Origin of the sequence: Hyphomicrobium sp. (assembly GCF_041659645.1) — a bacterium.
Classification (GTDB): domain Bacteria; phylum Pseudomonadota; class Alphaproteobacteria; order Rhizobiales; family Hyphomicrobiaceae; genus Hyphomicrobium_B.
The window spans coordinates 386,597-409,814 of sequence record NZ_JBAZXX010000003.1; the positions used below are offsets into that span (position 1 = coordinate 386,597).

The window sequence follows — 23,218 nt, forward strand, 5'->3', positions numbered from 1 at the left end:
CTTGAAACTGACGGCGGCTTTCCGAGCGCCGAAAAGCCCGACCTGAAATTGGCGACCCCGGCAGGATTTGAACCTGCGACCTACGGTTTAGGAAACCGTTGCTCTATCCAGCTGAGCTACGGGGCCGGCCCAAGCCTTCCGGCCGTGATTTATCAGATCGATTTCCCGCATCGACAGCGGGTTGCAGAGCTATGCGGTGGGCACCGACGCAGGTCAAGCGCGGCTCATTGAAGTATGCCGCCGCGAAGATATTTTCATGACGACAATCCCCTCGTCGAGGTGTTGCATCAGCCCCTTTCTTTCTCGCGTGCATAATATTAATTTCTCTACTTTTGATTGCATTATGCTTGTATTTTGGATAATCGATTGAACGCCGCGGGCGGGCAGGCGGCTGCGAGGCCAATGCGGGGTCTGCAAAGAGGACCGCTCGCGGCTTTGATGCTGTGCTTGAACTCTGTTGGCCGCGAGCATGGGCCTGTGGCAAGGCCATTCATGGAGCCGCACGCATCGGATCCTTCACTTTATCCAGTCTGGTCTGAGGCGGGGTTTGTTGCTCAGAACGACCATGGTGTGAGGATTCGTGCCGCCACTAAGCAGGCTTCGCGCTCCTGCGCGCCGTTGACAATCGGCTTCGCGCCTATAACACTTAACGCAATCGCCGGGGGGCGCTGGCTGGCCGACCGTTCGGGAGGGCGGGCGCCGCGACGAAATACCTTCATGAACATGGTTTACAAAACGTTTATATGCCATATAAGGCCTTGAAAATAGGTCCTGTTCTTAGAGTTTGGTTGCGTCAAGACGCGAGGGGAATACTCTAATGAGAAAGACTTGGTCGGCGTTGACCCTGTCGATGTTTTTGTCTCCTGCGGGCGCTGCAATGGCACAGAGCCTTCCCGACGAGCTGAAGCCCGTCGAGAATTTGAGCAGCCCCTATAACCTCGTCGTTCCCAACTATGACGAGAAGCCGCTTGCGTCTTCATGGGAGGGTTTCTACTGGAAGCCGACTCTCAGCTATAACACCATGTCATTCAGCGGCAGCGGTGGCGGCCGGCTAAAGGACGCCGACGGGATAACGCTCGGCGCCTCGGGCGGTTACGATTTCCGTTATGGCGACATCGTGTTCGGCCCCACAGCGGATTTGAGCTACGATTTCCTCTATGGCGAGAACTCTCGCATAGACGGCATATCAGGATACAGTGCTCATGCCGATTTCGATGGCTCGGTCGGTGGCAGGGCAGGGTATTTATTGTGGGACCGTACCCTGATCTACGCCACCGGCGGCTACGCATTTTCTGATGTAACCGTAAAGAATCGCTCGTTCAGCGATTCGAATATGCTGTCCGGGTGGACGGCTGGCGGCGGTATCGAATATCTCTGGAGCAACGACAACAGTCTGCGCTTTGAATACAAACGCGTCGAGTTCTCCGATGAAAGCTTCGATTCGCTTCCGGCCGGCCGCGACGAGGTGAAAGCCTCGATGGACAAGTTCAGTTTCGGCTTCGTTCATCGGTTTTGATTGCTCGGAAAGGCAATAACTTCCGGAGTCTCCCGCCAGTTGATGATGTTGCCTGTCCTTGGCTGGCGGCCGCACATATGATCTCTATGCGGCATGGCGGGGCGAACGTGGGCAATGGTTTTGGGCGTGGTCGGGCTTCTCGCTCCGATCCCGATCCACGTCGCAGCTGAACCGGCGGCGCCGTCCGCGCGTTGCACGCTCGAATCCGGCCCTATCCGAACCGTTACTCGCGTCGTCGATGGCGAGACCATCGTGCTTGATGACGGCAAGGTCGTCCGGCTGATTGGCGCGCTGGCTCCGAGAGCGCGAGATGCGGATGCTTCCCCCGGCGCGTGGCCACCCGAACTCGACACCATCAAAGCACTTTCAGATCTCGTCCTCGCGAAACGGGTAAAACTTGCGTTTGCGGGCCGACGCTTCGACCGATACGGGCGCGGGTTGGCGCAGGTGTTCCTGATCGACGGCGGTCGCGATGACTGGGTGCAGGGCACGCTTCTCGCGGGCGGCTATGCGCGCGCTTACGGGCTGCCGGAAAGCTTCGCCTGCGCGCGGGAACTCTATGCGCATGAAGCGGGCGCACGCAGCCGGCAGCTTGGCCTCTGGGGCAATGGCGTTTATCGCGTGAGGAGTGCTGAACGCTCAGTCGACCTCATGAAGCGGCGCGGAAAATACGAGCGCGTGACCGGCACGATCAGCTCGATCGGACGGACGAAAAGCGCGACGTACCTGAATTTCAGCAACGACTGGCGCACCGATTTCACAGCGCGGATCGATAAGAAGGTTCTCGCCGCCAATCCGGAATTCGACCGATCGCTCGACGCACTCGCGAACAAGAGCGTCGTCATTCGCGGATGGATCGAGCGGCGCAACGGGCCGCTCATTGATATCGCCGACCCGTCCCAGCTCGAAGCCGGCGACGATGCCGCGCCGGCAGACGCTCCAAAAGAATTGCGCCCGGCCCCGCCGGAAGGTGCGGAACCGAGCGCTGTCAACTTGAAGTCACTCTAACGCCAGAAGAGACGAACCGTTAGGCCGCTTCTTCTTCTTCCTCGACGACGGCCGCTTCGGCTTCAGCCAGGCGACGGCCCTTCGCGCTCTTCGAGAGGATTTCCGTGATCCGCTGAACCGCACCGCGCTCGTCGAGCTTTTCGACAGCGGCGAGTTCGCGGGCCATGCGATCGAGCGCATCCTCGTAGAGCTGACGCTCAGAGTAGGACTGCTCGGGCTGAGCTTCGGAGCGATAGAGGTCACGAACCACCTCAGCGATCGAGATTAGATCGCCGGAGTTGATCTTCGCGACGTACTCCTGAGCGCGGCGGCTCCACATCGTACGCTTGATGCGGGCGCGGCCCTTGAGCGTTTCCATCGCCTTCTTGACGAGGCTTTCGTCAGCGAGCTTACGCATTCCGACGCTGGCAAGCTTGCCTGTCGGCACGCGCAGGGTCAGCTTTTCCTTGTCGAAGGTGATGACAAAGAGCTCTAGCGACATGCCGGCGATTTCCTGCTCCTCGATGCCGACGATGCGGCCGACGCCGTGAGCGGGATAAACGACGAATTCGTTGGCCTTGAAACCGTGACGCTGACTGACAGGCTTCTTCTGAACAGCAAGAATCTGGCGTGCGGCGGCCGCCTTTTCAGCGACATCCTTCGGCGTCACCGCCTGCGGAACCGATGAAGCGACCGGGGCCGAAATCTTCTGGCTCGCAGCCTTATGGGCATTGGCCGGTACGGCAACGGTGCGCTGCGGCGCGGCAGCGGCCTTGGCAGACAGGTGGGCAGCCGCAACGTGCGGTGCGACAGGCGTGTGCGTAACGGGCTTCTTGGCGACTGGAGCGGCCTCGACCTTAATCGCGGGCTTCGCTGCAACAGGCGCGGCGGACTTCTTGGCGGATTTCGGAGCAGCAGCAGCCGGCGCGAGCTTAGACTTCACCGGAGCCTCGACTTTCGCTTTGACAGCCGGCTTCGCGACCTTATTGGTGCTTGCGGCAACCTTCAAAGGCATCGATTTACGGACGGCACTCTTAGCTGCGGACTTGGGGCTGACCGGAGCTTTTTTCTTTTGAGCCATATCGATCTCTCACTCTCGCATACTGGACCTTACCGGGATGGTCCGGTTCGGCCGTCAGTCCGCTCCTCAGGGAGCGGAGCATCTATGCCGTGGGTGAAACGGCACCCGAACGACACGCGCGCATTGACCCGAGCCTCGTCTTTACGACAGGCCGTCCCCTGCGCGCTCATTTTTGGCCTAGCTTTTCAAATCCTGTCCGACTCTGAGTTGGCTTAGTGACGCCCCATAACGCCTTATTGAGTGCTGCCCATCAGAGCTAGGCAACCCCTTTTTGTTCACAGCCGTTCCGGATTTGTGCAGACTTAACGCCATCGCAACCCATACTAACACAGTCTTGACGGTAATTGAAGGGTCGGCTTCTGAGACAATCTGGACGAGCTTAAGGCAGCCTTTAAATAGCCATGCCAAACCAACAACTTATGTAAGAACTGCCGTAACGGACTGCAAGGACGCGCCGTTGGCGCAAAATCAATCCCCTGATCCGGGATTTGGCGAAAAATATTTCTCGAACTTACCGGTTTCGTCCTTCGCGGCGTCCGCATCGGGCAGCGCTGCCTTCTTGGCCGTAATGTTCGGCCAGGTTTCGGCATACTGGCGGTTGAGCTCCATCCATTTTTCCAGGTTGGGCTCGGTATCGGGCTTGATGGCGTCAACCGGGCATTCCGGCTCGCAGACGCCGCAGTCAATGCATTCGTCGGGATGGATGACGAGCATGTTCTCGCCTTCGTAGAAGCAATCGACCGGGCAGACCTCGACGCAATCGGTGTATTTGCACTTGATGCACTTATCGTTGACGACGTAGGTCATTCGAATTCCCGGTTCTCGAAACGATCGACGTTCCGTTTGAAGGAACGCCGCGAAGCAAATGCTCTCAGTTGAGCGGCGCCCTTATTACCATAGGCGTCACGGCTGCCTAGGTGGACGGGGCGTCACAGTTTCAAAGCCGTCCCCTAAATTTATCGATCAAACGCCGTTCCCGCTTCGTGGGCCTGCCGCTGCCCTCGGAGCGAACCGCTTGGTGCGCGAGGGCTTCGGCCTGTCCCACGTCTTCAGAAACCCCGGGAGCGGGCGCCAGTTTCGGGGGCATCAGGTCGCGATAAAGGGCCTGAGCTTCGGTGGCGGGGCCGCGCCGCGTGCCGATGCCTAGGATCTCGATGCTGATGACCCTTGGCCCGAGGGAAAGGGTCAGAATATCGCCCGGGCGCACGGCCGCGCTCGTCCTCGCGATCTTTATCCGGTTGACGCGGACCTTACCACGTTCAATCAACGCCTGCGCCAACGTCCGGGACTTTGCGATACGGGCAAACCACAGCCATTGGTCGATTCGCTGCGAAGCTGCGGGGCCCGCATTCGGCATAAGGTCAGGTCGACCCGGAGCCTTCACTCCGCTTCTCCATCTGGGCTTTCAGCGCTGCGAGCGCCGCAAACGGCGACGACGAATCGGCGGCGGCCGATTTCGGCGGTGCGGCCGAGATCACCTGCGGTGAGCGGCGTTCGCCACCACGCTGGCGGTCATCACCACGACGGCCCTTGTTGCGATCATCGTCCCGGCGCGGAGGGCGGCCACCGTCGTCTTTGCGGTCGTGACTACGGTCATTGCCGTTGCGACCTTCAAAGCGCGGACGGTCGCCGCGATCGTTCCGCTGATCCGAATTGCGATTATTCCGATTGTGCTGGCGATCCGGCCGCTGGTCGGTGCCGGTGGTTGTCGTTGCTTCAGCGGCCGGAGCGACGGCGTTCGCGGCCGTGCCACTGCTGTCGGACGCTGCAATAGCGGGAGTTTGATTCCGGTTGCCGTGTTGTGGGCGATGGCGGCCCTGCCCGCCTTCGCGACGTGGACCATCACGACGTGGCCCTTCGCGGCGTTCCGGGCGCTGGTGACGGCGCGGACGCCAGATGTCTTCGAACTTCTGTGCTTCCGGTGCCGCCGCTTCGGCGAGGGCGACTTCGGTCGGGGCAACATCCGTCGGCACTGCCTCGGATTCAGGCGCAGCGGACGGAGCGGCTTCAGCAGAGCTCGGCTCGATTGCCTCTATCGGCTCGGAGACAGCGGCCGGCGTTTCGTGGAGTTCCGTCGTTTCCGGCACGCTTGCTTCGCTGGCGGCTGTCGCGACGCCTTCGGCGCTGGCCGGGGTCTCGGCGATCGTAGGAGCCGGCGCCACGACCGGAGCAACAAGGATCGGGCGGCGTTCAAGGCGGAAGCCCAGCGCTTTCAGCACTTCGCCAAGCTCATCGGCTGAACAACCCAGGATCGACATCATATCGTCGGTGGCGCGGAAGCCGCCGTCGCCGGTCGAGCCTTTCGGTGGCGCGTCGGTCTTGCCCGGACCCGAGCGCCAGGCCAGCAGCGGCCGGATCAGATCGGCGAGCCGCTCGATGATATCGAGGCGGATGGCGCGCGGACCGCAGACGTGGAAACCGTGGGCACGATAGAGCGCCTCGGGAGTCGCGGGATCGACGATCACGGACGTCAAGCCGGGACGCGGCAATTGCGGGGTCGTGCCGTTGGCGGGGGGATGCTTCAGCAGCCAGAGCGTCGCGGCGAGATCGGCCGGCGCGGGCTTCAGCATCATGGGGAAAAAGATATTGAAGGCGCCAAAGCGGAGGCCGAACTTGCGCAGATCGGCGCGGGCCGCCTGATCGAGCGCGTTGATCTCGTCGGCAATCGTCTCGCGCTTCAAAGCGCCGAGGCCTTCCTTCAACTGGAAGGCGATGCCGCGCGCCAAGCCTTGAAGCTCAGTGCTCTTCGACATCTCGACGAGGGGCTTCAACTTGTCGGCGATCGTGTCGTCGACCCAGGTCTTGATGCGGGCCTGAACTTTCTCGCGATCGGATTCGCTCATCGTTTCGTCCGCGATCAGCGTGACGCTGGGCTGAAGCGGATCTTCGGCCGCTTCGAGCTTCGCGATCTCATCGTCGCGCCAGATGATCATGGCGCCGCGCGTCAGCTTGAACGCGTCGTTCTGAGCCGCCGCGACGCGCCGTGCGCGCATGCCCAGTTCACGCGTCACGACTTGCATCGCTGCCTGCCGCGTCGCCTTTTCGTGAATGCCGTCGGCGGCGGAATCGAGCGTGAAGCTGAAGCCCTTGAGTTTGCCGACGAAGTGGTTTTCGACCGTGATGGCGCCATCATCGGCGATATCGGCCGTCAATTCATCTTTATCTCGCATGCCTTTCATCAGAGCACTGGTCCGGCGATCCACGAACCTTTGCGTCAGGCATTCGTGCAATGCGTCGGAGAGACTATCTTCAATAGCTCGCGTCCGTTCCTGCCAATGCGCCGGGTCCTTCAACCAATCGGGACGATTGGCGACGAAGGTCCAGGTGCGAATGTGCGCAATACGAGTCGCGAGCGTGTCTATATCGCCGTCCGTGCGATCGGCGAGAGCAACCTGCTTCGAGAACCAGTCCTCGGGGATGCGGTTGTCGCCACTCGTCAAATGCCGGTAGACATTTGAGACGAGTTCAGCATGGTTTTGGGCGGAAATCTTGCGGTAATCGGGGAGCTGACAGACGTCCCAGAGCTGTTCGACGCGTGCTCTGGACGTTGCGATGTCGGCGATCTCGCGATCGGCGGTTAGGGCTTCGAGCGCGGCGACGTCATCGGCTGTGCGCGCACGCGTCAGGCGCTGCTCGCGGGGCAATTCGCGGAGGGACGCGTGAAGCGTGTCGAGCGTCGAGAAATCGAGGTCGCGATTGCGCCATTGCAAAGTTCGGACGCTGTCGAAGCTGTGCGTCTCAAGGCGCTCGACCATGTCAGCGTCTAGCGCCTCGGCGCTGCCAGTGACACCGAACGTGCCGTCATTCATGTGGCGGCCCGCGCGGCCGGCGATCTGTCCGATCTCGCCCGCCGTCAGATTGCGATGGTTGTGGCCGTCAAACTTGCGAAGAGCCGAGAACGCGACATGATCGACGTCGAGATTTAGGCCCATGCCGATCGCGTCTGTCGCGATCAGAAACTCGACGTCGCCCGATTGGTAAAGTGCGACCTGGGCGTTTCGCGTCCGGGGCGAGAGCGCGCCGAGCACGACGGCGGCACCACCACGCTGGCGGCGGATCAATTCGGCGAGGGCGTAAACCTCTTGCGCCGAAAACGCGACGATGGCGGTGCGCGCAGGAAGCCGAGTGATTTTCTTCTCGCCGCTATAGGTCAGCTTCGACAGCCGGGGGCGCGAGATGAAGTTGGCGCCGGGGATGAGATCGGCGATGGCGTCGCGCATCGTTTGCGCGCCGAGCAGCAGCGTCTCGGACCGGCCGCGCGCGTGCAGCAGACGATCGGTAAAGACGTGGCCGCGTTCGGGGTCGCCGCAGAGCTGGATTTCGTCGATCGCCAGAAAATCGACATCGACGCTGCGCGGCATGGCTTCGACCGTCGACACCCAGTAGCGGGCGCGCTCAGGCTTGATCTTTTCCTCACCCGTGAGGAGCGCGACCTTGTCAGCGCCGACGCGCTGCTTGACGCGGTCGTAGACTTCACGCGCAAGGAGACGCAGGGGAAGGCCGATCATGCCGCTTTCGTGGCCGAGCATGCGCTCGATCGCGAGATGCGTCTTACCGGTATTGGTTGGTCCGAGCACCGCGGTCACGTTTCGGATGCGGGCTTCCAGATCACTTGCCATTTCGTGCATTGACTCCGATCGAGCCCTGGCATTGCAGAGGAGGGCCTAGAGATCAAGGATTATTCGGTCGACGGACAAAGAGTGTCACGCGGCCTCTAAACCTCGCGCGGCGCGCATTATTGCTTCAACGCGATCTGCTGGTTGTCCGCAGCGGTGATGTTAATCGTTTCTGCGGTCATAACGGCGTTGCCGATGGTGGAGGGGATCGTCACCCGGTAGGGAACATAAATTCCCGCCTTCGGTACGGCCCGCAGCGCAATCTCGATTTTGTCGTAGTCGATCCAAGGATTGACGAAGTCCTTCGGCTTGTGGCCGGCGATGGGGACATATTTGACCCGGCAAACAATGAGTTCCCTCGGCTGGCCCGACGGGTGGCTCTCGGTAATCGGCTCGCGGCCTTTGAAGGATAAGCGCAAATCGTAGCGCTGCTTGCCGTCAAACACGGGAATGGTCCGGTTGCAGGCGTCGGCGGGACGCGCGTCGGACACCGCGATCATGGCCGCCATCGGGTCGAAGACGTTCTTGAGATTTTCGGGCTTGAGCTTGATCGCCTCGGGCGACGGCGGCTTATTGGGGACAAGCGCAACCGAGGATACCCCCGTCCCCGTGAACCCGATTTTTACCGAAGTCACTTTTTTTTTCGATTTGTATCTCATCTCGAATACGCCGGGCTGCAGCCCTGATGGCTCCAGCGTGCCTTTGCCGGTGAATGTTCCGGCCCATTTGAAGGCGCCGAACAACGCGGAGACTTCCGTTTTGCCGACGGCAGCATAGGATTTGCCGGCAAAATCAGCGTCGAAGTGATAAACGCCGACGTCGAAACCACCGAAAGACAGCTGATAGGTCGCCGAAACTCGGCTTGGCCAGTTGGGGCCTACGGCGGTGGCGCAGTCCAGCGGCAGGGCGGCAAGCGGCAAAGTGGCAGCAACAACCGCGACAAGGCTGCGGAAAGCGCTCTGCCCCCGCGCATCGGCTCCCGATTTCGCCATATCGCTTCCCATTCGCCCCGTCGCCCGAAAGGTGCTTCGTGCCCCGGATTTGCGACTATTCTTGGACTTGCGACGGCCCAGGAACCCGGAGGGACGATCGCTCCCGCCACGCCGGACGCACCTCAACCTTGACGGGGCTTCTTGACGAGCGTCGGGCATGTCAATTATACAGCAGCCGAAACCCCCGCAGGCCATGCTTGTGGGGTGCTATTTTTTGCTGAAACAGCAAGTTTTGATCGACCGCCTCCGTTTTGAGGGTGCGGCATAGGAGAGTGTTATGACCAGGCGCTGCGAGCTGACGGGGACTTTGCCCCTCTCGGGCAACCTCAGGAGCCACGCCGAGAACAAGACGAAGCGCACGTTTCGTCCGAACCTCTGCCACGTAACGCTGATGAGCGACGTGCTGGGCCGGAAATTCCGTTTGCGCGTTTCGGCACGGGCGCTGAAGACGGTGGAACACCGCGGCGGCCTCGACGCATTCCTGCTCAAGGCGAACAACGACGACCTGTCGCTGACCTGCTTGAAGCTCAAGCGTGAGATTCAGAAGGCCCAGGCAGCCAAGGTTGCTGCCTGATTTCGACGGATCTTCCGCAGATATCTAAGCCCGGTTGCCTAGCTCGGCGGCCGGGTTTTCGCTTGTCCGGCGTCTTTCAGCAGGAACTGCAGCAATAACGTCCTCTGAAGGACGTGATTGAAGTTGTCGTCCGAGATCATGGTGACCAGGACGTCGCCGGTCTTCAGCCGCGTGACGGCCAAGCCTTCCATGTTGTCGATGTCGTCGTTCATATCGGCTTCGATGAGCGTTTCGCCTTCGATAGTGCGCTCAGGCCCAAGCGCGGCGGGCTCCACCCGAACGAGGCGCATCTTCACGCCTTCGAGCCAGCGGAAGCGGCGCTCAAGGACGAAAAGCGTTCCATCGTCGAGACTCGCGACATCGGTGACGTCGAAGTCACCGGCGTTCTTCAAATGGAGGGTACGCGGGCCGTTTTTCGTCCAGAGCCAGCCCGTGTGGTTTCGCGCCGGATCGTAAAGACGTTCGGAAAATGCAATCGGCTGGCCTTTGTAGGGGCCGCCCTTCATGACGGTGAGCGCTTCGAATCCCTTGTTCGGCTCCATTCGCTTGGCCGCCGCGGGAATCTTGAGGGCTCCGCGGCCAATGGCGATGCCATCGGGCGTTACGTCATACCGTTCGATGCGGTGGCGACCTTCGAAGCCAATGAGAACCGAGCCGCGCTGCAACGTGCCGCTTACAAGCGCTATCGACTCCGAATCCCGATCACGGCCGCGGGCGATCGGGCGGCCCGTTTTCTCCAGCAGCGGACCGAGACGCGCGTTCGCTATTCCGGACGGGCGGACGCCGTCATAGGTCAAGCTTCCCGTCATCCAGACGCCGGTATCGGAAAGGGCGATAAGCGATTTCGTATCATCGGCAAGAAGGAGACCGGACCAGCCGCCGAAATAGGGCGACGGCGACGACAACACGAGACCGCCAACGAACTTCAGTTTGCCGAGCGGGCGATCAAATCCGGACCGCGCGAATGAGGTGATCGGCCGGGCTTCGACGACAATCGGTGCGGCTTTCAAGCCGGCGATATCGGGTTTCACGTCGGCGTGCGCAACGCTAACGCAAAGGCCAAGCAGCGCGATTGCAAGGCCCAACGGTCGGCAACACCTCGGCGGCACGAAAGACCTCAATGGGAGCGGGCGTGCTGGCGGCGACCCGTCGGCGTTTTGACGGCTTCGTGCTCTTCCTCGAACAACTCGACGAGTTTTTCCGTCATCGCACCCGCAAGCTCCGACGCGTCGGTAATGGTGACTGCACGCTGATAGTACCGTGTCACGTCGTGGCCGATACCGATGGCGATCAGTTCGACCGGCGAATGATTTTCGATCTCGTGAATGACTTGGCGCAGGTGCTGCTCAAGATAGCTGCCGGAGTTCACCGACAAAGTTGAATCATCGACCGGGGCACCGTCGGAGATCATCATAAGAATGCGGCGCTGCTCGGGCCGATTGACGAGGCGGGAATGCGCCCAGGCGAGCGCTTCACCGTCGATGTTCTCCTTCAGAAGGCCTTCGCGCATCATCAGCGCGAGCGCGTCCTTCGAGCGGCGCCACGGCGCGTCCGCCGTCTTGTAGATGATATGGCGGAGATCGTTAAGGCGACCCGGCGCGGGCGGCTTACCGGCGGCGAGCCACTCCTCGCGCGATTGTCCGCCCTTCCAGGCCTTGGTCGTGAAACCCAGGATTTCAACCTTGACGCCGCAGCGTTCGAGGGTGCGGGCGAGAATATCGGCGCAGCACGCAGCGACCATGATCGGACGGCCGCGCATCGAGCCTGAATTGTCGAGCAGCAGCGTTACGACGGTGTCACGAAAATCGGTATCGCGCTCGCGCTTGAAGGAGAGCGCACCGGACGGATCGGTGATGATGCGAGTCAGGCGGGCGGCGTCGAGCTGACCTTCTTCAAGATCGAAATCCCAACCGCGGTTCTGCTGCGCCAACAGCCGACGCTGCAGCTTGTTCGCAAGCTTCGCAACGGCCGCCGATAGCGTCTTCAATTCCTTGTCGAGGAAGGCGCGGAGCCGCTCCAATTCTTCCGGGGTCGAGAGTTCGTCGGCGCCGATTTCTTCGTCATAGGCCCGCGTGAAAATCTTGTAGCCGAAGGCTTCGGGGTTATCGAGGACGGTCATGTTCGGACGCCACGGCGCAGGCGTCTCTTCGTCATTCATCTCGCCGTCGTCGAGGTCTTGGGGCTCGGTGGAACCCGACTCCATCGTTTCCTCGGTTTCGGAAAGATCGCCCTCGGAGAGTTGCTCTTCGCTTTCCTGGTCCTGTCCGTCGGTCGCGTCCTCGCTCTGACTTTCCGAATCTTCAGAGCCGCCTTCGGCCGCGCCTTCTTCGTTTTCTTCTTCGTCGTCGTTTGGCTGCGGCTGGTCGCTCTGGTCGACCATCTCCAGAATTTTGAGAAGATCGCGGATCTGGCGGCCGAACTGCTCTTGGTTTTCCGAGAGGCCTTCGAGCCGGTTCAGAAGCTTGCCGCCGCGAGATTCGATCACCGAGCGCCAAACGTCGACGAGACCTTTGGTCGACGGCGGGGGCGCTTGCCCCGTCAGTTTTTCGCGAATGAGCAACCCGAGCGCGTCTTCGAGCGGCGCTTCGGCGCGCGTCGAAACCGAACGAAAGCGGCCGTGGCTATACTGATCTTCGAGGCGGGCCGTCAGATTGGCGGCCATCCCGGGCATACGCGCAGAGCCCAGTCCTTCGATGCGGGCGCGCTCGGCGGCTTCGAACACCGCACGCGCGGGACCGGCAGGCGGCGCAATCCGGCGATGAACCTTGGCGTCATGGCAACCGATGCGCAAAGCAAGGCTGTCAGCCCAGCCGCGCGCCAGCGCGATGTCCTTGGCGGAGGGGGCGCGCGGGAGATCGGGAAGATGCACAGCCTTGCCCGAAACGTCGCCCTTGCCGGGACCGAAATCGACTTCGACCTCGCTGTCGCCGGCGATCGCGCGCACGGCGGGCACGAGCACGCGTTTCAACGGCTCTGACGGCGCTTCCCGGCGTTTGGAGGTCGGACTCATGTACGGCCCATGTCGCGGCCCCGATCGATCAATCAGCTCAGCGCTACGTTTGCGGTGCTTTCGGGAAGCTCTTCGCCGAAGCAGCGCTGATAGAATTCTGCAACGAGCGGCTTTTCGAGGTCATCGCACTTGTTGAGAAACGTGACGCGGAACGCGAAGCCGATGTCGCCGAAGATTTCCGCATTTTCTGCCCACGTCATGACTGTGCGCGGACTCATGACCGTCGACAGGTCACCATTGATGAAAGCCGAACGCGTCAGATCGGCGACGCGAACCATGTGCGAGACCTGCTTGCGCTTGGCATCGGTCTTTGCGAACGACTTGACCTTCGACAGCACGATCTTGGCTTCATCATCGTGCGGAAGATAGTTCAGCGTGGCAACGATCGACCAGCGGTCCATCTGGCCCTGGTTGATTTGCTGCGTGCCGTGATAGAGGCCGGATGTATCGCCGAGACCAATGGTGTTCGTCGTCGCGAACAGCCGGAAAGCTGGATGCGGACGAATGACCTTCGACTGGTCGAGCAACGTCAACTTGCCCGAGACTTCGAGCACGCGCTGGATGACGAACATCACGTCGGGACGGCCGGCATCGTATTCGTCGAAGACGAGCGCGATGTTGCTCTGCAAGGCCCAAGGCAGAATGCCTTCCTTGAACTCGGTGACCTGCTTCCCGTCTTTCAGGACGATGGCGTCCTTGCCGACGAGATCGATGCGCGACACGTGGCTATCGAGATTGACGCGCACGCATGGCCAATTGAGCCGCGCGGCGACCTGCTCGATGTGAGTGGATTTGCCGGTGCCGTGATAGCCCTGGATCATCACGCGGCGATTGTGCTTAAAGCCCGCGAGGATCGCGAGAGTCACGTCGCGATTGAAGAGATAATCGGGATCGAGATCCGGCACATGATCTTCGGCCTTCGAATAGGCCGGAACTTCGAGATCGCTATCGATGCCGAAGACTTGGCGAACGGACAGCTTCATGTCCGGAAGATTGGCGGCGACACCACTCGCGCTTGTAGACGTGCGCATTTCCATAGGATTCCCGATCAGATCGCCCAGCTGCCGCTAAGGCCTTGAACCGGTGCAGAAGACGAGGGCACGCACGCGACTCAGAGGCTCGGAGGATTAGACCAGGCCAGATTGCTTTAAATAGTTATAGGCTTGGAGGATTTCGCGCAACTTTTCCTCTGACCTCGTATCTCCGCCGTTCGCATCGGGGTGGTGGATTTTCACCAGCTCCTTGAAGCGCGATTTGACATCTTCGCGGCTCGCGTCGTCACCGAGATCGAGGACCTTGAGCGATTTGCGCTCAAGCGGTTTCAGCTGACGGCGGAACGTCGGCGCAGTCTCGGTGCGCGAGGACCGGGCTTTTCGCGTCACGCGCGCGGTCGCGGCATTGACGCGCTCGGCGGCCTCGGCGTTTCTCGCCTCATCACGCGTGCCGTGCGCCCAGGCGTTGGCGCCCGTCTTCCAGGTCGGGCGATGGCCCGTCAGCGCATCCTTACGGAAGCTGCTGACCTCGGCGTCGCTCATGCCGTCGAAATAGTTGTAGTCCTGATTGTACTGGCGGACATGATCCACGCAGAAGTGGAAATATTCGCCGTCGCGGCCTCGGCCTTTTGGCGCCTTGTGTGCGCCGGGCTTATCGCAGCCCTTCCACTGGCACGCAGGCGCACGCGTTTCCTTCTTGGCGCCTTGCTGGCGCTTCGAACCGACGCGGATACTGTCGAAGTATTTTGATTCCAGTTTCATCGTTTTGAATTATGAGGCTTCGACTGCGCCGAAACAAGGTGGCAAGAAATCTCTTGATTTCCTTCGTGACTGTGCCGTCAATCCATTAATAGGCCCTTTCGGCCGCGTGCCACATCGCACCAAAGACGCACGACAGACTACCCTGAGAGATAAAGATGTCCATTACTGGCCGGCTTCGAGAAAAGCTTATGATCGGGCTGCGTCCGACGCGGCTCGACGTCGTCAACGAATCCGAGTTGCACGCGGGGCATCGCAACTCGCCGGGCACGGGCGAAAGCCACTTTAGAATACTTATCGTTTCCGAAGCCTTCTCCGGCAAGTCGCGTGTCGACCGCCATCGGCTTGTCAATGATCTGCTCAAAGAGGAACTCGCAGGCGGCGTTCACGCGCTGGCGCTTTCCACGATCGCGCCCGGTGAAGCTCTTCCGAAGGCGGTTGCCTCGCACGGTTGAATTTGGTTTCGGACCTTGCCGTCGCTGAGCCCTAGGAACTTGCCGACGTGACCGGCTTGATGCGCATTGCCATGATCCGATTGCGGCTCTTGCGTAAGATCTCGAACCGGAAGCCGTGGAACGTGAATACCTGACCCGGCTCCGGAATGGTCTGTGCCTCGTGAATGACGAGACCGGCGACGGTCGTCGCCTCGTCGTCAGGCAGGTCCCAATCCAAATGACGATTGAGATCGCGGATCGCCACGGTGCCGTCGACATTGACGGTGCCGTCCGATTGCACGCGGATGTGGCTATCGGGGTTGTCGTGCTCGTCGGTGATCTGGCCGACGATCTCTTCCAGAATGTCCTCGAGCGTGATCAAACCCTGCACTTCGCCGTACTCGTCGACGACCAGCGCCATCTGCATTTTTTTCTTCAGGAACTGATTGAGCTGATCGCGAAGCGTGGTCGTATCGGGCACGAACCAGGGCTCGGTCGCGGACTTCATGATGTCGAGCTTGTCGGGTTCCCAATCGGTGCGCGACAGCGCGAGCAGCAGGTCCTTGGTATGAAGGACGCCGACGATATTTTCGGATTCGTCCTTCCAAAGCGGCATGCGCGTATATTGCGAGCGCATCATCTGATCGAGAATTTTGGCGGCGGGTTCGTCGACGTCGATGGTTTCCATCTTGGTGCGGTGAACCATGATGTCGGCGACCTGCAGATCGCCCAAGTCGAGCACGCCTCCCAGCATTTCCGCATCGCCCTTGGCGACCGTGCCTTCCTTCGCCTGCAGATCAATCGTGCCACGAATTTCTTCGTGGGCCGCGAGGATGTTCGCCGCGTCGTCGGCCTTGCCCGGCGTCAGAAGCAAGATATTGCGGACGACGAACTCAATGGCTTTCGTGAATGGCGTCAGAAAATAAATCAGCCCTTGCATGGGCGGCGCGACGAGCAAGGCGACGCGATCGGCATAGGCAAGAGCATACGTTTTCGGCAGCACGGCCGCGAAGATCACGATCAGGATGGTGATGATGGCCGTGGCATACGCGACCCCGACCTGACCATAAAGATCGACGGCGATGTTGGAGGCCAGCGCCGCCGCCAGGACGTCGACCAGCGTGTTGCCGAGCAAAACCGTGCCGATCATCTTTTCGGGCCGCGACAACACCTTGTTGACGAGCGCGGCCGGCACGTTGCCGTCTTCCTCAAGCGAATGCATGCGTGCCCGCGATGCGGCGGTGAGCGACGTCTCGCTGACATTGAAGAAGGCCGAAAGAATGATCAGTAAAAGGATGGCGATAAAGCTGATGACTATGGTCATGGGGTAAATTTGTTCGCTATTCCTGCCCAGGGGAGATGGCAACCTAGCACAGATCAACTGCTGGGACTTAACATGCTCTCAGCGGGCGATTTCCCGGCCGAGGAACGCCAGGACGGTTTCGGGCGCGACATCACGCGTCACAAAGGCCTGACCGACATCACGGACGAGGATGAATGCCAGTTTCCCGGCCTTGACCTTCTTGTCCTGGCCCATCAACCGAAGAAGCTCGGCGGCGTCGGCTTTGCCGCCCGGAATGTCTGCGATCCTGGTTGGAAGCCCCACGGCTTTCAAATGATTGGTCACGCGTTCGCTGGTTCCGGCCGGGCATAGCTGCAACTCTTCCGAGAGGCGGAACGCCATGCACATGCCGATCGCGACGCCTTCGCCGTGCAGGAGCCGGCTGGAGTAGCCCGTCCATGCTTCCAAGGCGTGCCCGAACGTGTGCCCGAGGTTGAGGAGCGCACGGTCGCCGGTTTCGGTCTCGTCGCGTTCGACAATGGCCGCCTTGGCGGCGACGCTCGTTTCAATAGCCGTCGTCAGAGCCGGGCCATTGTTGCCGAAGACGCTCCGCCAATTGGATTCAAGCCAGGAGAAGAAGCCGGCGTCGCCGAGCAGGCCGTACTTGGCGACTTCGGCGTATCCAGCCCGCATCTCGCGCGGCGGCAGCGTCGTCAGGACGGCGGTGTCGGCGATGACGAGGCTCGGTTGGTGAAAGACGCCGATCAGGTTTTTGCCTTGAGGCGTGTTGATGCCGGTTTTGCCGCCGACCGAGCTATCGACTTGAGCGAGGAGCGATGTCGGGATCTGAACGAAGCGGACGCCACGGCGCAGGATACCGGCGGCGAAGCCCGCCAAGTCGCCGATGACGCCACCGCCGAAGGGCAGCACGAGGTCGCCACGCTCTAACCCGAGTTCCAGAAGCCGCTCCGACAATTCAGCGAGGTTGCGGAAGCTCTTGGTCGCTTCGCCCGGTTTCATGATGACGGAACCGGCGAAAATGCCTTCGGCCTTCAGGCTGTTCTCAAGCGTTGAAAGATGATGGCCCGCCACGTTTTCGTCGGTCACGACACCGCATTTGACGGGACCGAAGCGTGCCTTGATGAGCGCACCAGCATCGCGAAGAATGCCGCGGGCGATCAGCACATCGTAGGCGCGGTCGCCGAGCGCGACGCGAACGGTCTTCGACGGGTTCGGTTCGAGCGTCGCGGGCGGAGCACCGTCGGCGCCCGTCGCAAGGCGCGTAATGATCTCGTTGACGATGATGTCGTGGGGTTCGTCTCGGCTTTCGACTGTCATATCTGCTTCCGCGTATATCGGATAACGCGCTTCAATCAACTTCTGCATGGTGGCTTCGGGATTGCCGCCGCGTAGTAGCGGACGGTTGTCACGCTTCATCACGCGCCGCATCAGTACGGGCAATTCGGCCCTCAACCATATGGAAAAGGCGTTGTCCTTAACGCGCTTGTGGGTTTCCGGGTGGATGAAGGCGCCGCCGCCGGTCGCGAGCACCTGGGCGCCATTGCCGAGGAGGCGGGAGATCACCTTGCGCTCGCCGTCGCGGAAATGGGCTTCGCCGTGGTCGGCAAAAATCTCGTTGACCGTCTTCGCGGCCGCCCGTTCGATCTCCTCGTCGGCGTCGACGAACGGGAGATTGAGCTTGAATGCCAAGCGCTTGCCGACAGATGTCTTGCCGCAGCCCATCAGGCCGACAAGCACGATTGGCCGCTTGCCGATGCGTTTCCTTGCAAGGTCAATTGCTTCCGCTTCCGTCATGGAGATCTCGACGCCGATGATTCCGCCGAATCGGTTAGTTTCAGGCACTTGGCCTCGCGGCGGAATGGTCATTGTCACGACCTCATGCCACGAACCAAAATCGTTCGCAAATTGGAAGCATACCTGAGGACGGTGGCCGCACGGAACCAGACGCCCTTTCGACGCAAGGGGTTCCACACAAATACCGAACTGAGTCATAATCACGCCATCAAGGGTGCTCACCTAAAGGCCGGAACGGGGAAAAAATGCCGAGCCTTTTCCGGCTATTGTTCGTACTTTGCGCGCTCGCCGCTGCGATTCTCGGCGGCCTGTACGTGCTCGCCACGCGCTTCGAACCGGAGCAGCAGACGATCAGCAAGCCCGTGCAAGGCGTGAAAATCCGGCGGTGAGGCCAATGGTGCATACACACCGAAAAGCGATAGCGACGGCTCGGCGCCTCTTGCTGGCGGCTCTTATCCCAATCGCGGTTGCAGCGGCGTGGCTTCCAGCAAGCGCACAGGATTCTTCCGGTGACGCTTCCTCCGGCGCGCCCGCCGCGAGCAAAAAGAAGCGTCCGGCACATGACGACGCCTATTCGCCGCCGGCCGAACAACGCAGCTATCTGCAGCCGCTCGGTTCTCCCTCCGGGGGCGGGGGAGACGATATGTGGTCACGGCCTTCTTCGGGGAGCAGCGGCAGTTCCAGTTCGGACCGTAACTCTCGCTCAGGCTCGGGCAGCGCCGTCATGCGCGACGCCATTCCGCCCGCCGTCGACAAGGGCGACCTCGCGCCTGTGATTGCGAGTGACGGCTCGGGTCTGCCGTACGAGCTTTGGGGCGGCATGGATGTCGCCACCCTCGAAAAACTTATCGCCACGATCGAGATTCCTCCCCGCTCGCCGGTGTTGCACGATCTTTGGAAGAAGCTCATCACCTCGCCTTCGGGCGACGGATCGAACGCCAATTTCACAGCGCTCCGGCTTGAAGCCCTCTATCGCTCGGGACTGGCGCGCGACGCCGCCGCCGAGATCGCGAAGCAGCCCGCCGGCGACAATCCGCTTCTCGTGACGCTCGAAGCCCGCAACGAGCTTGCCGCCGGGCATTCCGATAAAGCTTGCGAACTCGTCTCTCGCTCGGCGACCCTCAAGGGCGCAATCCCAGCGCGGCTCAAGGGGCAAGTCATTCTGATGGCCGGATACTGCTCGGCGTCGCAGGGCGACAAATCCGCGGCGGGACTTGCGGCCGACCTCGCGCGCGAAGAAGGCGTCGAGACCTCGCCCGGCCTCGAAGCTTTGGACGCGTTCTCGATCGGTTCGAAGCCTCACTATACGTCCGTGAAGCAGATCTCGCTGCTCGACTATCGGATCGCGGAGCGCGTCGGCGGCCTGCCACACAAGCTCGTGCTGGAGAAGGGCGAACCCGCGCTCCTCGTCGCGCTTGCGACCGATCATTCGACGCCCGCCGACCTCGGTCTTCCGGCAACCGAAGCGGCGGCTCGTCTCAATGCCCTCACGCCACAAATGCTGGCTGGCATCTATCGCGTCAACGCGGAGAAAGTGCCACCTGACGAGCTGCTGAACGACCGTGGCCCGCAAGGCGTTGCCCGGCGCGCGGCTCTCTTCAAAGCCGCCGAAGACGAACGCACGCCGATGCGCAAAGCGCGATTGATCCGAACCTTCCTTGACGACGTCAAGCATGAGGGGCTCGGCATGATCGGCGCACAGATGATCTCGCAGGCGACCGCCGATCTCGGACCGGCGCCGGAAATCAGCTGGTTTGCGGAAACGGGCGTAGAGATCGGATTGGCTTCGGGCCGTTTCGACATGGCGCGCAACTGGATCCAAATCGCCGATCAAGGCGGGGGGCCGGGGCTCGGCCATTGGCGCGCGCTGATCGACATTGCCGACCCAAACGAGCCGGATCGCGGGAGAAGCTTTTCCGCCCTTGAGACTTACGCCGCGAACGGACGGTTTCCGCCAGATGCCCTCTACCGGCTGACGACCGTTATGGAGGCGCTCGATTATCTCGTGCCGATCCCGCTTTGGGATGCTGCCAACAAAACGTCTCAACCGACGTCCGGCTATCTGCCGGAAACGGGCGTGCTGACCGAGTTGCAGACCGCCTCGAAGAAGCAGGAATTCGGGCATACCGTTCTGTTGGTGATGAAGGCGCTCGGCCCGAACGGCGCGGGGGACGCGAACCTGATCGCGCTCGGGGACAGCATCCGCGCCTTGAAACGCGCGGGACTCGAAGCCGATGCACGTCGGCTTGGTCTCGAAGCACTGATGCCGACCTGGCCACGCACGGAAACGAACTGAGGGTGCCATGACGTCTGCCGCGGGGCGCGATGATCATGTCGCGGATTTTCTCGCCATGCTGTCGGCAGAGCGCGGCGCTGCGGCCAATACGATCGAGGCGTACGCCACGGATCTCGATGGATATCTCGGCTTTCTGGCGGATAAAGGTGTCGGACCGCAAAGTGCGACGTCAAACGACGTGCAAGCCTATCTCGGGTTTCTCGCCAACGAAGGGCAAGCGCCGACGTCTCGCGCGCGAAGGCTTTCGGCGATCAAGCAGTTCTACCGCTTTCTCCTGGCCGAAAACATCATCGCGCTCGACCCGACATCCGGGCTGCAAGGCCCAAAGAAGCGGCGGGCGCTGCCGAAGGTCCTGAGCATCGCGGAGGTCGACCGGCTGCTGGCTGCGTCGCAGAAGATGTGCGACGGGCAGGAGGGGCACGCGCTTTTCCGCGCTTTGCGCCTCCACTGCCTACTTGAACTGCTTTATGCCACGGGGATGCGCGTCTCCGAGCTTGTCGGACTGCCGCGGAGCGTGCTCCGAGGCGATGCGCGCGTTCTCATGATCAAGGGCAAGGGCGGCCGCGAGCGCATAGTGCCGCTCAACGCAACGGCTCGCGACGCACTCGATGCTTTCCTCAGCGTTTCAGGTCGATTCGATAACTCCGAGTGGCTGTTCCCGTCGAAATCGGCCCTCGGGCATGTCACGCGACAAGGTTTCGCACAAGACCTGAAAGACGTGGCGCTCGCGGCGGAAATTGCACCCGAACGGGTTTCGCCTCATGTCCTGCGGCACGCGTTCGCCAGTCACCTGCTTGACCGTGGCGCGGACTTGCGCGCCGTCCAGCAGCTTCTCGGGCATGCTGACATTTCGACGACGGAGATCTATACGCATGTATTGCAGGAGCGGTTGAAAGCGTTCGTCAACGCGCATCACCCGCTTGCCAAGAATAAGACGTAGCGAGAGCATCGAGAGTTTTTGGCGCTCGAAGCGGCGCCACCGCAGGAGAGACGCCCGTGAGCCGCATCTACGGAGACGTCGACCTTGCCACACCGACGGAAGCGACACGTTCTTCCGGTCGAGGATCGACCGTGGCGGCGGACCGAGAGTATCCTATAAATGCGATCCGGACGCCGGTTCGGCGTCGCATCGGCGGGCGCAGAGTCTTTACTAAAAAATTCGCGCCGTCGCACGATGTGCTGCGCACCGAGGAGGGAACGCCATTTTGCGAACGAAAGCGAAGCAGTGGGCGCGACCGGATCGTGGCAGACTTGGCGGACTCCGGATGGTGACGGCCAAGACCGGCGTAAAAGGCGCGTAATGCCCCTTCCCAACAGCAAATCGCATTCCGGCATCGGATTTCTGGCATCCATCGTGCCCGCGACGCGGGGATCGTGGCTCGGTCTCGGCTCACATCCCAATGGGCTTTCGACGCTCTATTTCACTGAGCTTTGGGAGCGCTTTTCCTACTACGGCATGCGTGCACTTCTGACGCTGTTCATGGTTGCGCCGGTCGCGCAGGGCGGTCTTGGGTTCCCGACGCCTTCCGCCGGAAGTATTTACGGCACCTACGGCATGGCGGTTTACCTTCTGGCTTTGCCCGGGGGGTTCATCGCGGATCGCATTATTGGCGCCAAGCGGAGCGTGCTCATCGGCGGGACGATCATCGCGGCCGGACACTATGCTCTCGCGTGGCCATCGCTTTCGACCTTTTACGTCGGCCTTGCCCTAATCGCGATCGGCACCGGCCTCTTCAAACCCAACATATCGGCGCTCGTGGGCGCTCTTTACAGCCGCGACGACACGCGGCGCGACGCGGGCTTTTCTCTTTTTTACATGGGCATCAACGTCGGCGCATTCCTGGCGCCACTCGCTACCGGATTTCTGGCACAAAGCGGCACGTTCAAAGACTGGCTCTCGGCGGCGGGTTTCGACCCCATGCAGAGTTGGCACTGGGGTTTCGGGGCGGCGGGCGTCGGCATGACGATCTCGATGATCCTATTCGCGCGGAACATGCGACACCTCGAAGATCCCGATGTCACCAGTGCGGAACCGACGTCGTCGTTCCGCCGGCAAGCCGTCTACATGGCCGGGGCGACGATCGGACTGCTCGCTCTGGCGCTGCTATCGGACGTCAATGGCCTGCGATGGCTACGCTGGTTTTTCATCGTGCTGCCGCTGCTCGGCATTGCCTACGGCGCAACTCGGCAAAACCGGGACGCGCACCGCATGGCGGCCATCGGCGTCTTCTTTCTCGCCGCTATGGTCTTCTGGGCCATTTTCGAGCAGGCCGGAACGACGCTCTCGCTGTTCGCCGACACGCTGACCCGCAACGAAATCCTCGGCCTGCCTTTCCCATCAAGCTGGTTTCAGTCGGCAAACCCGATCTTTGTCATTCTGCTTACTCCGCTCGCCGCGGCGCTCTGGATGAGGCTCGGCCAACATCAACCGTCTTCGCCGATCAAATTCGGGATCGGACTTGTCTTTCTTGCCGCGTCATTCCTGCTGATGGTGCCCGCCGCCACCTACGCCGCAGACGGGAGAGTTTCGCCGCTTTGGCTGCTCGGCCTCTATTTCCTGTTCACGGTCGGTGAGCTGATGCTCAGTCCGGTTGGACTTTCGACGATGACCCGCATCGCGCCACAACGGATGTCCGGCCAGGTGCTCGGGCTCTGGTTCCTCGCCAGCGCGTTCGGCAATAAGCTTGCGGGCGATATCGGGGGGGCGTTCACGACCAGCGATCCGGATGCGCTCGCTCTGTCGTTCCTGGCGCAGGCCGCACTTGTGGCGGTTGCAGCGGCGCTTATGTTCGCTGTCGCGCCCATCGTGAGACGGCTCTCGGAAGGCGAAAGTTAAGCATTCGCGGCACTGGTTCGGCGCGGAT

General features: G+C 61.3%; 19 protein-coding genes and 1 tRNA gene. 8 read left to right on the forward strand and 12 right to left on the reverse strand.

Translation table 11 applies throughout. The features are described 5' to 3' along the window. Positions 1-49 precede the first annotated feature (49 nt). Positions 50-126, reverse strand: a tRNA-Arg gene (locus WC811_RS11725). Between the two features lie 691 nt (positions 127-817). On the opposite strand from WC811_RS11725, the gene WC811_RS11730 reads away from it, so the two are divergent. Next, positions 818-1,516 (forward strand): outer membrane protein, encoded by a 699-nt coding sequence (locus WC811_RS11730; RefSeq protein WP_372644658.1) that lies wholly within the window; start codon positions 818-820, stop codon positions 1,514-1,516. A 114-nt stretch (positions 1,517-1,630) separates the two neighbouring features. Continuing rightward, positions 1,631-2,524 carry a thermonuclease family protein gene (locus WC811_RS11735; RefSeq protein WP_372644660.1) on the forward strand — a complete coding sequence of 298 codons (894 nt, stop codon included), beginning with the start codon at positions 1,631-1,633 and terminating at the stop codon, positions 2,522-2,524. Between the two features lie 19 nt (positions 2,525-2,543). Here WC811_RS11735 and WC811_RS11740 read toward each other — a convergent pair whose 3' ends face one another. The 5 genes from WC811_RS11740 to WC811_RS11760 all read right to left on the reverse strand — a co-directional run bounded on the left by WC811_RS11740 (position 2,544) and on the right by WC811_RS11760 (position 9,192). Continuing rightward, positions 2,544-3,584: a CarD family transcriptional regulator gene (locus tag WC811_RS11740; RefSeq protein WP_372644662.1), complete on the reverse strand. Its 1,041-nt coding sequence runs from the start codon at positions 3,582-3,584 to the stop codon at positions 2,544-2,546. A 468-nt stretch (positions 3,585-4,052) separates the two neighbouring features. Next, positions 4,053-4,391: a ferredoxin FdxA gene (gene fdxA, locus WC811_RS11745; RefSeq protein WP_372644664.1), complete on the reverse strand. Its 339-nt coding sequence runs from the start codon at positions 4,389-4,391 to the stop codon at positions 4,053-4,055. 130 nt (positions 4,392-4,521) lie between these two features. Then, positions 4,522-4,968 carry an RNA-binding S4 domain-containing protein gene (locus tag WC811_RS11750; protein WP_372644666.1) on the reverse strand — a complete coding sequence of 149 codons (447 nt, stop codon included), beginning with the start codon at positions 4,966-4,968 and terminating at the stop codon, positions 4,522-4,524. Next, positions 4,946-8,203 carry a helicase-related protein gene (locus tag WC811_RS11755; RefSeq protein ID WP_372644668.1) on the reverse strand — a complete coding sequence of 1,086 codons (3,258 nt, stop codon included), beginning with the start codon at positions 8,201-8,203 and terminating at the stop codon, positions 4,946-4,948. The genes WC811_RS11750 and WC811_RS11755 overlap by 23 nt, the downstream gene beginning before the upstream one ends. A 116-nt stretch (positions 8,204-8,319) precedes the next feature. Continuing rightward, entirely contained in the window at positions 8,320-9,192 is an 873-nt protein-coding gene (locus WC811_RS11760) for a DUF3108 domain-containing protein (RefSeq protein WP_372644671.1), read from the reverse strand. 277 nt (positions 9,193-9,469) lie between these two features. On the opposite strand from WC811_RS11760, the gene rpmB reads away from it, so the two are divergent. Beyond that, positions 9,470-9,766: a 50S ribosomal protein L28 gene (rpmB, locus tag WC811_RS11765; RefSeq protein ID WP_372644673.1), complete on the forward strand. Its 297-nt coding sequence runs from the start codon at positions 9,470-9,472 to the stop codon at positions 9,764-9,766. 38 nt (positions 9,767-9,804) lie between these two features. Here the strand turns inward: rpmB and WC811_RS11770 are convergent, their stop codons facing one another. The 4 genes from WC811_RS11770 to WC811_RS11785 all read right to left on the reverse strand — a co-directional run bounded on the left by WC811_RS11770 (position 9,805) and on the right by WC811_RS11785 (position 14,530). Continuing rightward, positions 9,805-10,851: an esterase-like activity of phytase family protein gene (locus WC811_RS11770; RefSeq protein ID WP_372644675.1), complete on the reverse strand. Its 1,047-nt coding sequence runs from the start codon at positions 10,849-10,851 to the stop codon at positions 9,805-9,807. A gap of 32 nt (positions 10,852-10,883) precedes the next feature. After that, on the reverse strand, positions 10,884-12,776 hold the full coding sequence (gene cobT / locus WC811_RS11775) for a cobaltochelatase subunit CobT (protein WP_372644677.1): 1,893 nt from the start codon (positions 12,774-12,776) through the stop codon (positions 10,884-10,886). A 32-nt stretch (positions 12,777-12,808) separates the two neighbouring features. Continuing rightward, positions 12,809-13,807, reverse strand: a complete 999-nt coding sequence (gene cobS, locus WC811_RS11780) for a cobaltochelatase subunit CobS (protein ID WP_372644680.1) — start codon at positions 13,805-13,807, stop codon at positions 12,809-12,811. A gap of 96 nt (positions 13,808-13,903) precedes the next feature. Next, entirely contained in the window at positions 13,904-14,530 is a 627-nt protein-coding gene (locus tag WC811_RS11785; protein ID WP_372644682.1) for a J domain-containing protein, read from the reverse strand. Positions 14,531-14,685: 155 nt separating this feature from the next. Between WC811_RS11785 and WC811_RS11790 the strand changes: the two genes are divergently transcribed. Further along, entirely contained in the window at positions 14,686-14,982 is a 297-nt protein-coding gene (locus WC811_RS11790; protein ID WP_372644684.1) for a BolA family protein, read from the forward strand. A 31-nt stretch (positions 14,983-15,013) separates the two neighbouring features. Here the strand turns inward: WC811_RS11790 and WC811_RS11795 are convergent, their stop codons facing one another. Together WC811_RS11795 and aroB are read right to left on the reverse strand one after the other, a co-directional pair. Then, on the reverse strand, positions 15,014-16,285 hold the full coding sequence (locus WC811_RS11795; RefSeq protein WP_372644686.1) for an HlyC/CorC family transporter: 1,272 nt from the start codon (positions 16,283-16,285) through the stop codon (positions 15,014-15,016). Positions 16,286-16,363: 78 nt separating this feature from the next. Then, entirely contained in the window at positions 16,364-18,058 is a 1,695-nt protein-coding gene (gene aroB / locus WC811_RS11800) for a 3-dehydroquinate synthase (protein WP_372644688.1), read from the reverse strand. Between the two features lie 245 nt (positions 18,059-18,303). Between aroB and WC811_RS11805 the strand changes: the two genes are divergently transcribed. The 4 genes from WC811_RS11805 to WC811_RS11820 all read left to right on the forward strand — a co-directional run bounded on the left by WC811_RS11805 (position 18,304) and on the right by WC811_RS11820 (position 23,190). Continuing rightward, positions 18,304-18,447: a hypothetical protein gene (locus tag WC811_RS11805; protein ID WP_372644690.1), complete on the forward strand. Its 144-nt coding sequence runs from the start codon at positions 18,304-18,306 to the stop codon at positions 18,445-18,447. A 254-nt stretch (positions 18,448-18,701) separates the two neighbouring features. Continuing rightward, positions 18,702-20,354 (forward strand): hypothetical protein, encoded by a 1,653-nt coding sequence (locus WC811_RS11810; RefSeq protein ID WP_372644692.1) that lies wholly within the window; start codon positions 18,702-18,704, stop codon positions 20,352-20,354. A 7-nt stretch (positions 20,355-20,361) separates the two neighbouring features. Further along, a complete protein-coding gene (locus WC811_RS11815; protein WP_372644694.1) occupies positions 20,362-21,294 on the forward strand; it encodes a site-specific tyrosine recombinase XerD in 933 nt (310 codons plus the stop codon). A gap of 360 nt (positions 21,295-21,654) precedes the next feature. Continuing rightward, the gene (locus tag WC811_RS11820) at positions 21,655-23,190 is read left to right on the forward strand and encodes a peptide MFS transporter (RefSeq protein ID WP_372644696.1); all 1,536 of its coding nucleotides are present in this window, start codon (positions 21,655-21,657) and stop codon (positions 23,188-23,190) included. Positions 23,191-23,218 lie beyond the last annotated feature (28 nt).

Coding starts and splice junctions, on each gene's coding strand:
- cobS (WP_372644680.1), bottom strand. CDS start 13,807: ATGCGCACGTCTACAAGCGCGAGTGGTGTCGCCGCCAATCTTCCGGAC.
- WC811_RS11730 (WP_372644658.1), top strand. CDS start 818: ATGAGAAAGACTTGGTCGGCGTTGACCCTGTCGATGTTTTTGTCTCCT.
- WC811_RS11805 (WP_372644690.1), top strand. CDS start 18,304: ATGCCGAGCCTTTTCCGGCTATTGTTCGTACTTTGCGCGCTCGCCGCT.
- WC811_RS11790 (WP_372644684.1), top strand. CDS start 14,686: ATGTCCATTACTGGCCGGCTTCGAGAAAAGCTTATGATCGGGCTGCGT.
- WC811_RS11810 (WP_372644692.1), top strand. CDS start 18,702: ATGTGGTCACGGCCTTCTTCGGGGAGCAGCGGCAGTTCCAGTTCGGAC.
- WC811_RS11785 (WP_372644682.1), bottom strand. CDS start 14,530: ATGAAACTGGAATCAAAATACTTCGACAGTATCCGCGTCGGTTCGAAG.
- WC811_RS11740 (WP_372644662.1), bottom strand. CDS start 3,584: ATGGCTCAAAAGAAAAAAGCTCCGGTCAGCCCCAAGTCCGCAGCTAAG.
- cobT (WP_372644677.1), bottom strand. CDS start 12,776: ATGAGTCCGACCTCCAAACGCCGGGAAGCGCCGTCAGAGCCGTTGAAA.
- WC811_RS11795 (WP_372644686.1), bottom strand. CDS start 16,285: ATGACCATAGTCATCAGCTTTATCGCCATCCTTTTACTGATCATTCTT.
- WC811_RS11760 (WP_372644671.1), bottom strand. CDS start 9,192: ATGGCGAAATCGGGAGCCGATGCGCGGGGGCAGAGCGCTTTCCGCAGC.
- WC811_RS11815 (WP_372644694.1), top strand. CDS start 20,362: ATGACGTCTGCCGCGGGGCGCGATGATCATGTCGCGGATTTTCTCGCC.
- rpmB (WP_372644673.1), top strand. CDS start 9,470: ATGACCAGGCGCTGCGAGCTGACGGGGACTTTGCCCCTCTCGGGCAAC.
- aroB (WP_372644688.1), bottom strand. CDS start 18,058: ATGACGGAAGCGGAAGCAATTGACCTTGCAAGGAAACGCATCGGCAAG.
- WC811_RS11735 (WP_372644660.1), top strand. CDS start 1,631: ATGGTTTTGGGCGTGGTCGGGCTTCTCGCTCCGATCCCGATCCACGTC.
- WC811_RS11820 (WP_372644696.1), top strand. CDS start 21,655: ATGCCCCTTCCCAACAGCAAATCGCATTCCGGCATCGGATTTCTGGCA.
- WC811_RS11755 (WP_372644668.1), bottom strand. CDS start 8,203: ATGGCAAGTGATCTGGAAGCCCGCATCCGAAACGTGACCGCGGTGCTC.
- fdxA (WP_372644664.1), bottom strand. CDS start 4,391: ATGACCTACGTCGTCAACGATAAGTGCATCAAGTGCAAATACACCGAT.